Consider the following 15,137-nt stretch of genomic DNA (forward strand, 5'->3'; position numbering starts at 1 on the left):
GCCCCAAAAAAAACAAGATTAAGGTAAGGCTTGCACCGCCTTTCTAATCATGTAGCGATTGAGCCAAAGAATGCCGAGGGCCAAAAATAGGGCGCTCAGGAGGACCGTAAAATGTGGCCAATGGCCGATGGCATAGCCCTCTTGGCTGAGCAAATAGCCCAGGCCAAACTTGAGCGGCAGCAAAATGGCGAAGACCCCAAGGAGGATATAAACCAGCAGTAAATTGAGTTTTTGGCCCAAGACCTTAGCAATTTGCTCTTGGCGATAACCGAGCTGTAAAAGCAGTAAAATATCGCTTTGCGCTTGGCTGACTAAGAGGCGATAATTGAGCAAAAGGACCAAAACGGATAGGCTGATGATGGCCGTGGCCAGGAAAAGCAAAAAGGCCAACAGGAGGAAAATCCCCTGTTTCAGCTCGCCCCCAATGAGGCTATTTCGGCTCAGTTCATAGCTCTTTTCTTCTAGGTAATTGGCCAAAGACTTTTGAAAAGGATTGTCCGTTTGCAAAATCAGCTGGCTCACCTTAGGCTGCTCATAGCCAAACTGCTGATTGCTGGCCTCCAAAAAGCTAGCGGGGACCAAAATCGAGTTGAATTTTCGGCTCAGGCCCACCACCTTGGCCTTATAGGTTTTGCGTTTGTTTTTTCCACGAATATCAAAATCGAAGAAAAAAGAGCCCAGCATATCGGCACTGACCTTGGGCAAGCCCTGGCTAGGACCAAAGCCATAATTATAGAGGCTGAGATAGTCATTGGACAAAACCACCGGCACAAAGGGATCGCCCTCGCTCCATTGGAAATCGCTGCTATCTATGTCGACATAATCTAGAGGGACCGACTGGCAGAACAGCAGGGTAGAAAAACCCAGCTGCGGCACACGGGCCATCAATTCGTAGCGATTGGAGCGAACGGGAGCCAAATCTTGGCAAAAGCCCTGGGCTCGAATATTGGCAATTTCTTCCTCACTAAAGCTTTTTTCTCCGCTCAGGCCCTCTACCCTTTTTTGTAGGACCAAAAGATTTTCATCGCTAGCGCCATTGGCTAGCGTTTGTACATCCCAGAAAATTTGTAGGCTAAACAAAAGCAGAAAGAGCCCCAAAAAAAGGCCAATAGCCGCTCCCCAAACTTGCCAGGGCGAGCGGCTTTTCCATAATAATTTTTGCAATAAAGGCTTCATAGCATTGGCAGCTTAGAGGAAGCGGCGGCGGATCCATTTGATAAAATCCTTGGCCAAATCCTGCTTTTCTTTTTTCATCCAGTCTCCTTCTGGAATCAATTTATTTTCTAGATACTCTCGGGCCTGATTAAAGTCATCGGCCTTGCGGTTAAAGTAGTCAATGGCCTCATCAAAGCGGCTCGCATCGCCAGCAAAGAGCTCCCCAATATAGCGGAACCGTTGGCCCACCCCAATACTTCCTTTTAGGTCGCTGATGGGTTTTTGTTGCAAGCGGCTCATGAGGTCCGTAGCCTGCTTAAAGACAAAAAGGGCCTCGTATTCGTCCTTATTAGCAGCTGCGGGCTCCTCTTTTGGGGCTTCGACAACAGGCAGCTCTTCTTCTTTGGGCGCTTCCTTTTCTACAATAGGAACAGGCGGTTGTTCTTCTTCTTTGGGCGTTTCTACAACAGGAGTAGCGGGCTCTTCTACTTTCTCTTCTTCTTTTTCGCTAGACAGTTCTAGTTCGGGCAAAATTTCCTCGGGCAATTGAGCTTCTTCCTCTTTTGCTTCCTCAGTCGCCCGATGGCGTACTGGCTCAAGTTTTTCTTCTTCTAGAGCAGGCTGTTTGTCTTCTTCCTGAACTTTTTCCTCTACCAGAGGCGGTTCTACAGGAGCTGGAATTTCTTCTTTTGCCTTGGGTAGTTCTGGGGCTTGATTTAAGAAGATTTTTGGACCTGTTTTTTTAGGCGTTTCTTTTTTGGGGCTTTTGGGCGCTTCCTCTTTTTCTATTTTGGGCTCAGTCGTCAAGGCTGGAGTTTCCTCCTCCTTGGCCAAGGCCAATTCATAAAAGCCTCTAATTTTTTGTAGAACGAGATCTACCTCTAGTTGACTAATGGGTTGCGATTGCTCGATGCGCTCCAGTAGAATTTGGAACTGGGCAATCTCCTCTTTTAGGGCTTTAAGTTTCATGCTAATTTATTTTATGAGCAGCGGTTGGGCTGGTAATATGTTTCGTCAAGGGCAAAAAGTTCGGGATTTTTTCCCAGTATGTCCTTATAAAAGCACATAATTTCGGCCATATCCTTGGCAATATCTCCAGAAGGGTGAATGACCTTGCCAATTCCCCCTTCTTTTTTGGCATAATCTAGCCAACCGAGTAAGATAGGTACCTTTGCCTTTAGGGCCACATAATAAAAACCGGTTTTCCATTTGACCACCTTAGAGCGAGTTCCTTCAGGCTCCATAATAATACAAAGCCGTTCTTGGCCCTCAAATAAATTGGCAATAACGTCTACCATAGAAGGACGCTCCTCCCCTTCTTTTTTGGGCTTGCGGTTGATCCCAATTCCCCCCATCATCTTAAAAAACCAGCCAAAAGGGGGCCGCATATAATCATCTTTGATGGTGTACTTAATGGGAACGCCCAGCTCGGCCATAGCGGCCATCGTAATGGGATAGTCCCAGTTGGTGGTATGCGGGGCCGCAATAAGTACGCAGTTGCCTTGGGCCTCTTGGGGAATACTGGGGTGAATTTTCCAGCCCGCTAGTTTGAGGTAGAGTTGGCTAACTATTTTCTTAATCATTGTTTTTATTTTTTTTCAAAAATACAACTAAAAAAAGAGGCTTTTCGTCAGAGGAGTATATTTAGTAATCATTTAATATCCCCCTCCTATGAAAAACTTATTCTTTCTGGCCCTGGCCCTTCTCGGCCTTGGCCTCTCTTCCTGCCAAGAAGATAAAGAAGGCTACCTAGAGATTTCAAATATCAAACTACTTAACTATAACGAGTTCGATAAGTCATACTACGGCTATTATGGTCAGTTTTCTTGGGTAAATTGGGATCCAGAACTGCCCGGAAAAGCAGAAGCGAAATATCCCGATATTTTTGCTCGGGTCTATTTTCGTTATTCTAGCCGTAGAGTAGATACGATCGTAAAGGAAACAAGAGTCTTGCATAATTGTCCCCATGGCCAAGAAGTCTACCTCCCCTTACAGAAAATGTCCTTTCCAGATGATACGGAAGCAACTGTTAGTATTCTGCTCGTAGACCATGATGAAGATAACTATCACAGAGGGATGCACTCCTTTAGGTTTACTCCAGCAGGACTCAAAAGAGACCAAATCGAAACCGCCTATATTACAAGCGATGAAAATGGGGTCCTCCGATTTGATGTCAGCTACCACTAACATGAGTAAGCAAAAGCTTTTTTAATTAAAAAAACATATCCCCCCCTCCTATGAAAAATTTATTCTTTCTGGCCCTGGCCCTTCTCGGCCTTAGCCTCTCTTCCTGCCAAAAGGAAGAGGACCTTTCTCCCGCCGCCCCCTGTACTGACTGTATCGAAATTCTAAATATTCGGCTGCATAATTACATGGAGTTTAAGCTCTATGGTTACTACAACCACGTTTGGGACCATTGGGATAGAGAGGAAAGCTCTGCAATAGAAAAACGCCCAGACCTCTTTGTTCGCATTAGAGACGACACCTACTCCCAAAGAAGATACATCTATGAGGGAAGCATCTTAGCAGAGAACGCTCCTAGAGATTCTACCATTTTACTTACTGCCGAAAGCATATTTATTCCCGCCGACTCCTTTCCGAATGCTCGCATTCAAATAATGGATCAAGACTATAGATCGAACATAAACCGATGGTATCATGATGAGGTAGGCAATTTTTACTTTAACCCTAGAGAAATTATGGATGACAAAATTTCCCATATCGTCCGTGGCCAAAGCGATGAAACTCAGATCAGTTTTGATGTTAAATTTCACTAACTCCCCCCCCTCCTATGAAAAACTTACTCTTTTTAACACTGGCCCTTATCGGCCTTGGCCTCTCTTCCTGCCAAAAGGAAGAAGCTCCATTAGCCCCAGTAGAACTTACTGGCATTACCTTATTAAACTATAATGAATTTAAGTCCGTTTATTCGTACCAATATGCTACCTACTCCCGGGAAAGCTGGGATGAAGATGTTCCTGGACGGCCCCAAGAGAAATATGCCGATGTTTTTGTCCATGTTTATTACCGCCGTTCTCCTTATCAGGTAGATACACTGCTAAAAGGAAGAAATATCCTACATAATTGGCCCTATGACCAAAGTGCCAACATCCCCATCAGTCCTATAGCATTTGAAACTGGAACAGAAGCAATGGTTGAAATCCGACTACTAGACTATGATGAAGCGGGTGCCCATGAAGTGATTGACACTTTTCTTTTTTCTATGGCAGCAGTCAGAAGAAACCAAATGGAAACGGCCTATCTTTCTACCTATAGCCATAATGCTAATACTGGCAGTAATATCCGCATAGATGTCAACTATAATTAAAAAAACATATCCCTCCCTCCTATGAAAAAATTACTCTTTTTAACACTAGCCCTTATCGGCCTTAGCCTCTCTTCCTGCCAAAAGGAAGAGGACCTTTCTCCCGCCGCCCCCTGTACTGACTGTATCGAAATTAGCAGTGTTCAATTACTTTACTATACGCATCTGGCCCCCTATTCTTACTATGGCCCTAGAGATTACTGGGATAGATATGCGACTAACCCAGAAGACCGCGCCCCCGATCTTTATGTAGCAATAACGGAGGTAGTCGAACGCGGCTATGACGCAACTACCCTTTGTAGCTCTCCTCCCATACAAAACTGCCCCTCTCTTCCAGGTTTACCAATGGATCTTCCCAAAGTGTATATCGATAATGATAGCGAATATGAGTACGCCATCTCTGTGATAGATGAGGATGTAAGTGAAGGAGAACATTACAACCGAGGTATGGCCCACTTTTATATTACAGCTACTGAGCTCAAGCGGACAAAGCCAGACTCCCTTATTTTGGAAAGCCCTCAATACAATAATGCAGCCCTTCTCCTACTACTAAAATACCACTAAGCCCTAAGTCCCTGCATTACATTTAAACAGGGGCTTTTTTGGCCCATAAAAAAAGCATCCTGGCGCTGCTACACCAAGATGCCCAATAGGCTTACACCTATTCTCATGAAAAATCTACTAATTGTAAGGGTAAGCTGCTTTATTTCTTACCCTTTGCTGCTTAGCTAAGATAAGGATTTATTCTTAATAGGCCCTTATTTTAAAAGAACTTTATCATTTCCATTAAAAAGCTAATAATCAATATTCTTACAAGCAGCCCAGAAGCCCTATTGACAGCGGAGTAAATCCCCCTTTTCCAATATTTTATTTTAATTTTGTGCCCTAACCATCAGACCTCTCCTCTATGTCGGCACTCTATATCCATATCCCCTTTTGCAAACAAGCTTGCCATTATTGCAATTTCCACTTCTCTACTTCCCTAAAATATAAAGGGCAGATGCTTGAAGCCATTAGCAAAGAGCTGCTCCTGCAAAAAGATTATCTCCAAGGCGCCGAACTACAATCGGTCTATTTTGGCGGAGGTACCCCCTCCCTGCTCTCCGCCGCCGAGATTAACCAACTCTGGTCCATTATCGAAACACATTACCCCCTCGGCCAAAATATGGAGGTGACCCTAGAGGCTAATCCAGATGATATGTGCCTCGATAAACTCCGTAGCTATAAGTTACATACGCCTATCAATCGCCTCAGCATCGGCCTGCAATCCTTTTTGCCCGAAGAACTGAGCTATATGAACCGCGCCCACTCCGCAGAAGAAGCCGAAAACTGCCTGGCCAACGCCCTGGCCGTGGGCTTCAACCAACTTTCTGTAGACCTTATCTATGGCGGCCCCTTCCTCTCTGATGAGGATTGGCGAAAAACAATCCGAAAACTCTTTGCCTTTCAGGTCCCTCACCTCTCCGCCTATGCTCTCACCCTAGAACCCAATACCCCCCTCGAACACCTTATCCGACGAAAGAAGTTGCCCACCCTAGATGAAGATAAAGCCGCCCGACATTTCGAAATCCTCCTCGAAGAATGCCAACTTCACAACTATGAGCAGTATGAGATTTCTAATTTCTGCCGCAATGAACAGTATGCCCAACATAATTCGGCTTACTGGAAAAGTCGCCCATATCTAGGCATCGGCCCCTCGGCCCATAGCTTCAATGGCCATAGCCGACAATGGAATATCGCTCATAATATGAAGTATATCAAGGCCCTAGAAAGTAATGAATTGCTCTTCGAAATAGAGGAGCTCTCCCCAATAGAACAATTTAATGAGCTGCTCATGACCCGCCTGCGCACCAAATGGGGCCTCTCGCTCTTAGAGGTGGAACAACGCTGGGGAACAGCCACTAAAACTCAATTGCTGCAAACTATTCAGCCCTTTATTCAAGATGATTTGGCCCAGCTCCAAAATGAACATGTCTATCTCAGCAATGCAGGCAAACTCCTTAGCGACCATATTATTGCCGAGCTGTTTCTAGAGGATAGCCCTGCCTAAGTTTTCTTTTCTTCTGCTTTTTTGGGGCTGCCCCTGCGGCCTGTGGCCTTGGGTCGGGCCATTGCGCAGCTCGCAGGTCTGCTCGGCCCTTCGGCGCTTGCAGCGCCTCGGTCTGCCGCCTGCGGCGGCCCTGCTACAGCCCCTCAGCCGAGGCGCTGCGCGCCTTTGCGGCGGCTTCGCCGCCTGCTATACGCAAAACGGACCGCCAAGTTCTTGGCGGTCCGTTTCTATTTGGCCTAGGGGCCTGAAAGGGTGCCGCGAAGCGGCAGACCCAGCAGGCGAAGCCTGCGCAGGGCCGAGCAGACCTGCGAGCCCTGAAAGGGCCCGGCCGCCAAAGGCGGCAGGCCCCAAAAAATCCTACTTCAACTGCCCTAAAGCATCTAGCAAATAAGCCCAGAATTTCTGTACCGAACTGATCTGTACCCGCTCATCAGGAGAATGCGCCCCCCGAATGTTGGGCCCAAAAGAAATCATCTGCATCTCCGGATAATGACGGCCCAAAATACCACACTCCAAACCCGCATGACAGGCATTTACATCGGGCTCCTCCTCAAAACGATCAAGGAAAAGCTGACGCATTTGGTCCACCAAACTAGAAGCCGGCAAAGGCTCCCAACCCGGATAACTGCCCGACAACTGCGTGTCGGCCCCCAATAGTTCATACAATCCCTGAATGCTCTCGGCCAAAGCCCATTTCTCCGTGTCTACGGAGCTCCGACAAAGGCAAAGCACACTGTATTCCCCATTTTTGACCAGCAAACGCGCCAAGTTATTAGAGGTTTGGACCAAGCCCTCTATCTCGGGACTCATTCTGAAGATGCCGTTGGGCGTAGCCAATACCGCCGATAATAGGGCTTTTTGCTCCGCTTCTCCCAACTTGATGGCCGGTAGAGCTACCTCCTCTGCAGTGAAGCTAAGGCCGGGGTCAGTGCTGGCATATTCCGCCTTGAGCTCGGCCTCCAAAGCTGCTAGTTGTTCTTTGCATTGGGCCGCTTCTGCCTTGGGCAAAACCACAATAGCCCAGGCCTCTCGGGGAATCGCATTGCGCAATCCTCCCCCATCAAATTGGGCCAAAGACAAGGGAGAAAGCGCCCGAAGAACACGGGCCAATAATAGGTTGGCATTGCCCAAACCCTTAATAATATCCATACCCGAATGTCCACCACTCAAGCCTTTCAAACTGATTTTTAAGGCCAAATCTTCTTCTGCCCCTAAGGCCATAGGCGTATAGCTGCCCGCTACCGAGATATCTACCCCACCAGCACAACCAATAGTCAATTCTTTGTCGTCTTCTGTGTCCAGATTGAGCAAGTAATCTGACTTTAACCAGTTGGGGCCCAAGCCCAAAGCACCCGTCATCCCCGTCTCTTCATCTATGGTAAATAGGGCCTCCAAAGGCGGATGCGGAATATCCGTACTGGCCAATAGGGCCATAATAGCCGCCACGCCAATGCCATTATCTGCCCCCAAGGTGGTGCCCTTGGCCTTTACCCAATCCCCCTCTACATACATCTCGATACCCTGGCTCGAAAAATCAAAATCGGTATCCGCATTCTTCTGATGCACCATGTCCAAATGGCTCTGTAAAAGAATAGTGGGACGGTCCTCTAGACCTGCTGTGGCTGGCTTTCGGACCAAAATATTCCCAACTTCATCCTCCTCGGCCACTAATCCCAATTTGGATACATATTCACGCATAAATGCACATACCGCCTCCTCTTTTTTAGAGGGCCGAGGCACCGCATTTAGCTGACTAAAGGCCTCCCATAATGCTTTTGGGGCCAATTCTGCTACTTTCTGACTCATGATTATATAGTATATTTGTTAGGCCAAAAAGCTAAGGAAAATTTAGATAATGCCAAGGGATAAGCCCTATTTCTATCTGGCTTTTGCCTTTTATTTCGACGAAGGGCTTACCGTAATCCTTAGGAGGGCTTACTCTACCCCTTTCAAGGGGTTCAGCTAGCCATACCGAGGGCTTGTCGTAGTCCTCCCGAGGGGTTCAACTAGCCATACCGAGGGGGTGCTCTACCCCTCTCAAGAGGTTCAGCTAGCCCTACCGAGGGGTTACTCTACCCATCTCGAGGGGTTACCTTAGCCCTCTCGAGGGGTGCTCTCCCCCTCTCAAGGGGTTTAACTAGCCCTCCCGAGGGGATACGCTAGCCCTCTCAAGGGGAGCAACTAGTACTACTGATGGGGCACTCTAGCCCTCCCAGGGGTTTGCCTTAGCCCTCCTGATGGGGTACGCTAGCCCTCTCAAGGGGGGCACCTAGCCATACCGAGGGGGTGCTCTCCCCCTCTACAGGACTTCCCCTGATCCTTCAGAGGGTCGTTCTTAGTCCTCAGAGGGATTCATGCCCCCCCAGAACTTTAGTTAAAGAAGCCCTAAAGAGGACCTAAACAAGTCCTAGCGAGGACTAGGGGCCAATCAAAAGAGGGCTTGGGCAAGCCCTAAAGACCATTTAGTCTATAGCAATTGAGGACTTGCCTAAGTCCATTCGAGGAGGTAGTAAAATGGAAGCGAGGACTTGCCTAGGTCCTGCGGAGGACCTAGGCAACATCAACGGAGGACCTATGAAAGTGCTACTGAGGGGGTAGAGTAATCCAAATGGCCAATTATGGGGCTCTTCAGGATTTTGTGTATTAGAATAAAATTTGGGCCTTTAGCTTGTTGGGATTTAGCCAATAGTCGCCCAGGGACAAGCCCCTAGGCTAATCCAATGGAGTCAGCCCTCTTCGAGGGCCTCAACTGTTGATATACAAGGCCTTGTTCAGTTGTTATCGCAGAGAAAAACCTTATCCAAAGGCCCTCTTTAGAGGGCTGTCTGAAAAAGCTAGCCTAGGGGCTTGTCCCTAGGCAGCAAAAAGGAGAAACACAAAATTTTAAACAGACTCCAATTACAGTCTAATTAGTAAGATCTAGCTAAAAGCCCCCTTCTTTTATTTCTAAGATAAAAAGCAGACCTTGGGCAAAAATCAGTCATATGCCACAGCTTATCCGCTTTCTTATTTTGCTTTGTTTTCCCTTTATTCTTTTTGCTCAGCAGCCCTTGCGTTTGGTCGATCAACAGCTAGAACAACTGGTCCCTTTAGCCAATGGAGACTGGGGCTGGAGACCATTTTTAGAACTACCAACTACTTTAAAAACAGTAACGGGCCAGGGGGAAGACATTTGGGCCATTAGTTTGGCCAATGAACTATTGCACTATAATAGAAGTCGAGATTACTGGGAAAACCTAGGCCAAATTGAAGGCCTTCCGGCCCTCATTCAAAGGAGTTTCCTCTATAAGGGGCAGCTGTATTTTCAATCTGGGGCCCTACTCTACCGTCTAGAGCTAGAAACTGAGGCCCAGCCAACTGTAGTCAAAAGAGGACTACCACTGCTGCTATCCAACTGGAGCTATCTGCCCAATCAGGGCCGTTTTTGGGCCATGCAATCTAGTGGGGCGCCCATCTTTTTTGAGCCAGAGAGTGGTGTGATTGAACGGCCCAAAAAAACCTGGTTTAGGAATTTTGCTCGGGGGCAAAGCCAGGCCGAGGGACAACTTTGGCCCATAGATGCAGAGCATTTTTTATACTTTAGTGTAGGGGCCCAAGAGCTCTACCTCCTCAATATGGCCAATTATGAAGCCTATAAATTGGGGCCCGTTCAGGGCATACAACCCAAGGCCGAAGTCCTTAGTCTCAATGGCCCTAAGCTTAAAAGCTTTCTTCCGCCAACGGCCAGCCGTTTGTATTGGGGTAAAGGCCTGCGAGGAGGCCGAATTAGCTGGTGGCAGCACCCTAGTCCAAAAATTGACCACTTTGAGCTAGAACGTAAGGAGGGAAGCAACAGCTCCTGGCTGATTGTCGGCAGCCTTAACGCCTATAATCCCCCCCATCAGGCAGGCTTTCATGCCCTAGATGATAGTCGAAAAAGGGGGAAATCAACGAGCTACCGCCTACTAGCGGTTAATCCCTGGGGGCATAAGCGCTATTTACAAGAAATTTGCTTGGGCCCAGCCTGCCCTAAGGTCCAATTAGGTCCCAATATTTTATCGGCCCAAGAAGATTTACGGCTCTATTTATCGGCCTTAAAGGGAGAATGGCTGAAAATAAAATGGAAAAGGGGCGGTAAAGTCGTTCAAAGCCAAGAAATCTATCTGGATTTACCCACATATCAATTAACTTTGCCCGGACAGGCAGCGGGTCATTATGAGCTGTCTATTGAAAATGCCGACAACTGCCAGCGATTTCAGTTGTTTTATGGTTTTTAGCGAACAAAATCGAGATTATTGGAGACGCAGCAAGCAAAAGCCCCTCTTATTTGGGCCTTAGCGGCTAGTTTGGGCAGTGGATTACTGCTGGCCTTTAGCCTTTCGACATATAGTATTGTATTGACGGCTTTCTTTGCCTTTATTCCTTTGCTTTGGCTTAGTAGAAGGCAGAGCTTTTGGCCTTTTGTAGGCTTTAGTATCTTAAGCAACCTACTTGCCTATGGCCTCTTGGCCCCTCAGGCCATAGAGACGGTAAGCCTGCCTATGGGGCTGTTTTCTTGGGCCTTTGTCAGTCTGTTGTTTAGTATTCCCTGGGCTATGCTTTGGCTGATTCATCATCGGCACAATGCCAAATTGGGCTATTGGGCTTTTGTGAGTAGCTATTTGGCGCTGGAGTGGATGCAAGGGCAGTTTAGTGGACATTGGGCCGGTTGGCAGCTAGGAAGCTTGCCCCTGCTTTTTGGAAATAGTTGGCAGGCCTTAACGCTTGTGGGTACCGGGGGCGCTAGTTTATGGATCCTCAGCCTGAATATTCAGTGGTTCCGCTTTCTCTTTCCAGCCCAAGCCAAAAGTAGAAAAGGCGCTATTTGGGCCGGCATTCCTTTGGTCCTCCTTCCCTTTATCCTCAGTTTGTTGATGGGGGCAGTACAAAAGGGAGATTCGGGCAGTTTTGTTTATCAGTCTAGCTACAAAAGCCAAAAAGGCCGCTTGCTGCTAGGCCAAGCCCCCAAAGAAGAGATTCCAGAAAATGCCCTTTATGCCCAAGAAAAGCCTTTAAATGATTGGGCCTATTTGGCCGGGCAAGATAGTTTGGGTAGCCTTCGGTTTTGGCAAAAAGGAGAGCGGCAGCCACTGAGTAGCCAAGCCTTTTCTGTTCGGACCATTTTGGGGGTAGAGCAGCGCTTTTTTCAGTTTATCGATTGGCAGGGCTCTCGCCTACTCCTGCTCAATGCCCATAGCCTAAAACGTACGGCCCCTATCCGAGAGGGCCTGCAAAAAGGAGCACAAACCGTTATTGCCTTTAGTCCAGACAGCAGTTTATCGCCGATTTTATACCGCTCGGCTAGGGCCCGTGCCCAAGAGAGTGGCAGTGATATTATTTTGGTCCAAAAAAAGAAAGCTCATCATTTTTCGGCAAATGGCGACTACCAAGCCCTAGAAGATGGCCAAACCTGCAGCCCTAAAATATGGAGCCCTACATTTTTTGCCCAATATGGCGATTTGCCTGGGCGATTGTCTATCTTTTTGGCGGCCTGGTTGGCTCTAGCCAGCATTGTCAAACCCTTCCGTAAAAAATAATTTAGCTCATGAGTATGAAAAATGAAGATATAGAACTCGAACAGGAGGTCCTTCAAGCAGAATATATGCAGGCTCAGCAACCTGCGCTTTTGGTCCTTTTGGCCCAGGCTCTTTCAGTGGTCTTCCACCCTTTTCTGATTTTGCTCTACGCCTTTGTCCTTTTGGCCTATTGCAATCCCTTTTTGTTTCGGGTGAGTAGCTTTGCCGCCGTTTTCGAGAATAAGGTCAATAGTATGCTCTTTATTTGGCTGGCCATTTTCTCTTTTGCGGTCCCTCTGCTCACGGTCCTCATGATGCGAGCCCTCAATTTTGTCTCTTCTCTACAGATGCCTGGCCGCATGGAACGCATTGGGCCCTATATCGTGGTGGGCCTTTTATATATGGTCATTTTTGTCAATTTTAAAAATAATCCCGGCGTCCCTCTAGAACTAACGGCCTTTGCCCTAGGCAGTACCATTGCGCTGTTCATCTCTTTTTTCTTCAATCTATTTAGCAAAATTAGTGTGCATACTACGGGCATGGGCGGCCTAGTGGCCATGACCCTACTTGCCGTGAGCAGAAGCTATGATGGCCAGGGCTACTTGTTAGTTTGGGTGGTTTTACTGGCTGGTCTGGTGGGTACGGCCCGTCTGCTCCTCGGCGCCCATAAAACCAAGGAGGTTTATGGCGGCTATGCCTCTGGCTTTATGGGCCAAATGATCGCCTTTAATTATTTGTTTGCCACTGCTGCCGAACAGATGTAGAGGGGAGCTCTGCTGTTTTGGGGCCTCCTGCCTACGGCAGGCGCTACGTTTCGCAGCTCGCAGGTCTGCTCGGCCCTTCGGCGCAAAGCGCCTCGGTCTGGCCTTCGGCCACTGCTACACATCGCTAGGCCAGTCCTCCCTTCGGTCGTCCTCTAGCGCCCTAAACAAGCTGTACTTTTGGACCAACAAAAAGCCCCCGCAGTCTCTGACTGCGGGGGCTTCCTTTTTGCCTCGGCTAATTTACCAAAGGCTCCACCATTGCTCCTCATCCTTTTGCTGAGGATCTACAGGGGTTAAGCTTTCTGCCAAACCAGAGCTGCCAAAATCTACGGCATTTGCTTCTATTGTGGCTTGTTGTTTTTGGGCCTCATAAGCATATTTTTTGCGGCTAGGATTGGCAAAATAGGCCTTCCAGGCTTGCTTGTTTTCTTCCTTGGCCAAAATGCGATCTACTTGCTCACAGAGCGCTTGGCCCTTCTCGGCCTGTACCATACGAACATAGTTCGCAAAGCCCTTAATGCTGGCCAAAATAAATCCTTGGCCCCATTCTGCGGCTTGATAACCTTTAGTTTCTATGGTATGCAAACAAGCTCTAAATTTCTTCAATGTTTTGCGGTCTACAGCCACTTGCTCATTTACCGTAAGGCCCGTTACCTCTTGGCGGCGGCCCTTGCGCATAATTTTGAGCTTTTTGGGGTGAATCACAAAGCCTTCATCTTGAATAATCTGCTGGGCCTGCCAAATGATACGGCTAATATTGCTCGTATCATTAGCCGAAAAACTCAGGTCATCGGCATAGCGGCTATAGGTCCAACCTAACTTTTTGGCTACCCCCTCAAAACGGCGGTCCATGCGGCGGCAAAGCCAGTTGGTAATCGCTGGACTAGTAGGTGCGCCCTGTGGCAAATAGCGCTCTCCCTTTTGGGCATAATACAACTGCCCGTCAATTTCTACTTGGTCCACCTCTGGTTCTGTCGTCAATAAGGCAAAGATAATGGACTGCTGCTCAGAATAGCCCAAGCCCTTAAACATCCCCTTCACTCGAGGATAGGTTACGGTAGGAAAAAAGTCTTTGAGGTCCATATTGATGACCAGCTCTTTTTTCTCATGCAGTTTAGCATTACTCACAATAGAGCGCTCTGGCACAAAGCCATGAGCCGCTTCATGCATCTCTAAGCGAGCAAGTACATTCTCTAAGAGCCAGTATTGGGCATTTTTAAGCATAGGACGAGGGGCCGAAATCAGGCGTTTTCCTCCTGTTTTCTTGGCCAAATAAAAGCGCTCATAATGCGATACCGTAGAGAGCTTCCGCTGAAAACAAAGATAGCGCAAACGGCCTACAGAAATATCCATAGCCTCTGCCAGCTCTTTAATATCTTTAAATGCAGGCAGATTTAAAGCCGCTAATTTTGCTAGGTCAGCTTCTTCTTCACTCAAGCCAGCAGAATAGTCTTTACCTAAAAAGACAATACTCCGTTCTTTCTTTTCTTGCCAAGCCTTAGCGCGGGCTTCTTTCTCTGCCTTACGGCGCTCCTTGGTCTCCTCTCGGCGAGCCAAGGCATCCGCCATGCGTTTTTTACGCATTTCGGCCAGCATACGCTCCTTATCTCGGAACATGCGTTGCTTCTCCATCAGCTCACGCAGCTCTCTTCGGAGAGCGCCCTTCTTTTGGATAAGCTCCTCAGAGATTTTTGGAGCCTCTTCAGTGGTATCCCAAAAGCCGAGGCGTTTCATTTCTTCTAAGATATATTCCTCTTTAGAAGTTTGGCGGATACGGTCATAAATCTGTTGGCGGGTCATTCGATGATCAGACATAGGGAGCAGATTGAGACAAAAAAAAACTACTTTCAATTTGGGAGAGCTAAGGCCGAAGCCTAGCTGGTCCAAAATTGAAAGTAGCTGCAAAAGAAAAAAAGAAGGAGAGAAGATTTACTTCGTACAATCTTAGAACTAAGAGAATCAACTCCAGCGAACCGTGGTAGGTGCCCCTACTTGTTCCCCTACAGAGTCTACGACTCGAAACCGCGTAGGGGAACAAGTAGGGGCACCTACCACGGTTCGCATCATAAAGATTCTTCCTTAGTGAACAGTGAAGAGTAATATCGCTTGAACGCCGAAACAGCGCTCTTTTTGCAAGACTTTGTCTTCTCTTGATCCTTCTTTTCAATATCTATATAGAGATGCTTGTCATCCCCATTTGTCTGTTACAATGATAGATATTCTTTAGCAGCTTGTCAAGTTTTTATTTAAATTTTTTCAAAAAATTATCAAAATAGTGAAGCTTTGGTCCTTTTTACGGTAAACAGGCG

At 47.5% G+C, this 15,137-nt stretch carries 13 protein-coding genes; 8 read left to right on the forward strand and 5 right to left on the reverse strand.

The features are described 5' to 3' along the window. Window positions 1–18 precede the first annotated feature (18 nt). Genes SGRA_RS04430 through SGRA_RS04440 form a run of 3 tightly spaced genes read right to left on the reverse strand, consistent with a single transcriptional unit; the run spans window position 19 to window position 2,738 of the window. Window positions 19–1,176, reverse strand: coding sequence for a hypothetical protein (locus SGRA_RS04430; protein ID WP_015691395.1), 1,158 nt, complete (start codon window positions 1,174–1,176; stop codon window positions 19–21). 12 nt (window positions 1,177–1,188) lie between these two features. After that, complete coding sequence (locus tag SGRA_RS04435) at window positions 1,189–2,124, reverse strand: hypothetical protein (protein ID WP_015691396.1); 936 nt, start codon at window positions 2,122–2,124, stop codon at window positions 1,189–1,191. Between the two features lie 11 nt (window positions 2,125–2,135). Further along, window positions 2,136–2,738, reverse strand: coding sequence for a 1-acyl-sn-glycerol-3-phosphate acyltransferase (locus SGRA_RS04440; protein ID WP_015691397.1), 603 nt, complete (start codon window positions 2,736–2,738; stop codon window positions 2,136–2,138). 88 nt (window positions 2,739–2,826) lie between these two features. On the opposite strand from SGRA_RS04440, the gene SGRA_RS04445 reads away from it, so the two are divergent. The 5 genes from SGRA_RS04445 to hemW all read left to right on the forward strand — a co-directional run bounded on the left by SGRA_RS04445 (window position 2,827) and on the right by hemW (window position 6,530). Continuing rightward, the gene (locus SGRA_RS04445; protein ID WP_015691398.1) at window positions 2,827–3,342 is read left to right on the forward strand and encodes a hypothetical protein; all 516 of its coding nucleotides are present in this window, start codon (window positions 2,827–2,829) and stop codon (window positions 3,340–3,342) included. A 50-nt stretch (window positions 3,343–3,392) separates the two neighbouring features. Further along, the gene (locus tag SGRA_RS04450) at window positions 3,393–3,932 is read left to right on the forward strand and encodes a hypothetical protein (RefSeq protein WP_015691399.1); all 540 of its coding nucleotides are present in this window, start codon (window positions 3,393–3,395) and stop codon (window positions 3,930–3,932) included. Between the two features lie 14 nt (window positions 3,933–3,946). Then, window positions 3,947–4,483, forward strand: coding sequence for a hypothetical protein (locus tag SGRA_RS04455; protein ID WP_015691400.1), 537 nt, complete (start codon window positions 3,947–3,949; stop codon window positions 4,481–4,483). Window positions 4,484–4,504: 21 nt separating this feature from the next. Then, window positions 4,505–5,044 carry a hypothetical protein gene (locus SGRA_RS04460; RefSeq protein WP_015691401.1) on the forward strand — a complete coding sequence of 180 codons (540 nt, stop codon included), beginning with the start codon at window positions 4,505–4,507 and terminating at the stop codon, window positions 5,042–5,044. A gap of 343 nt (window positions 5,045–5,387) precedes the next feature. After that, window positions 5,388–6,530, forward strand: a complete 1,143-nt coding sequence (gene hemW / locus SGRA_RS04465) for a radical SAM family heme chaperone HemW (protein ID WP_050981162.1) — start codon at window positions 5,388–5,390, stop codon at window positions 6,528–6,530. A 357-nt stretch (window positions 6,531–6,887) separates the two neighbouring features. Here hemW and SGRA_RS04470 read toward each other — a convergent pair whose 3' ends face one another. Further along, window positions 6,888–8,336, reverse strand: a complete 1,449-nt coding sequence (locus tag SGRA_RS04470) for an aminoacyl-histidine dipeptidase (protein ID WP_015691403.1) — start codon at window positions 8,334–8,336, stop codon at window positions 6,888–6,890. Window positions 8,337–9,514: 1,178 nt separating this feature from the next. Here SGRA_RS04470 and SGRA_RS04475 point away from each other — a divergent pair. Genes SGRA_RS04475 through SGRA_RS04485 form a run of 3 tightly spaced genes read left to right on the forward strand, consistent with a single transcriptional unit; the run spans window position 9,515 to window position 12,828 of the window. Then, window positions 9,515–10,786, forward strand: a complete 1,272-nt coding sequence (locus SGRA_RS04475) for a hypothetical protein (protein WP_015691404.1) — start codon at window positions 9,515–9,517, stop codon at window positions 10,784–10,786. 18 nt (window positions 10,787–10,804) lie between these two features. Continuing rightward, window positions 10,805–12,085, forward strand: coding sequence for a hypothetical protein (locus SGRA_RS04480; RefSeq protein WP_015691405.1), 1,281 nt, complete (start codon window positions 10,805–10,807; stop codon window positions 12,083–12,085). An 8-nt stretch (window positions 12,086–12,093) separates the two neighbouring features. Beyond that, entirely contained in the window at window positions 12,094–12,828 is a 735-nt protein-coding gene (locus tag SGRA_RS04485; protein ID WP_015691406.1) for a hypothetical protein, read from the forward strand. Between the two features lie 240 nt (window positions 12,829–13,068). On the opposite strand, the gene SGRA_RS04490 is transcribed toward SGRA_RS04485, so the two are convergent. Then, a complete protein-coding gene (locus SGRA_RS04490) occupies window positions 13,069–14,643 on the reverse strand; it encodes a reverse transcriptase family protein (protein WP_041329845.1) in 1,575 nt (524 codons plus the stop codon). Window positions 14,644–15,137 lie beyond the last annotated feature (494 nt).

Origin of the sequence: Saprospira grandis str. Lewin, from assembly GCF_000250635.1 — a bacterium.
GTDB classification, from domain to species: Bacteria; Bacteroidota; Bacteroidia; order Chitinophagales; family Saprospiraceae; genus Saprospira; species Saprospira grandis.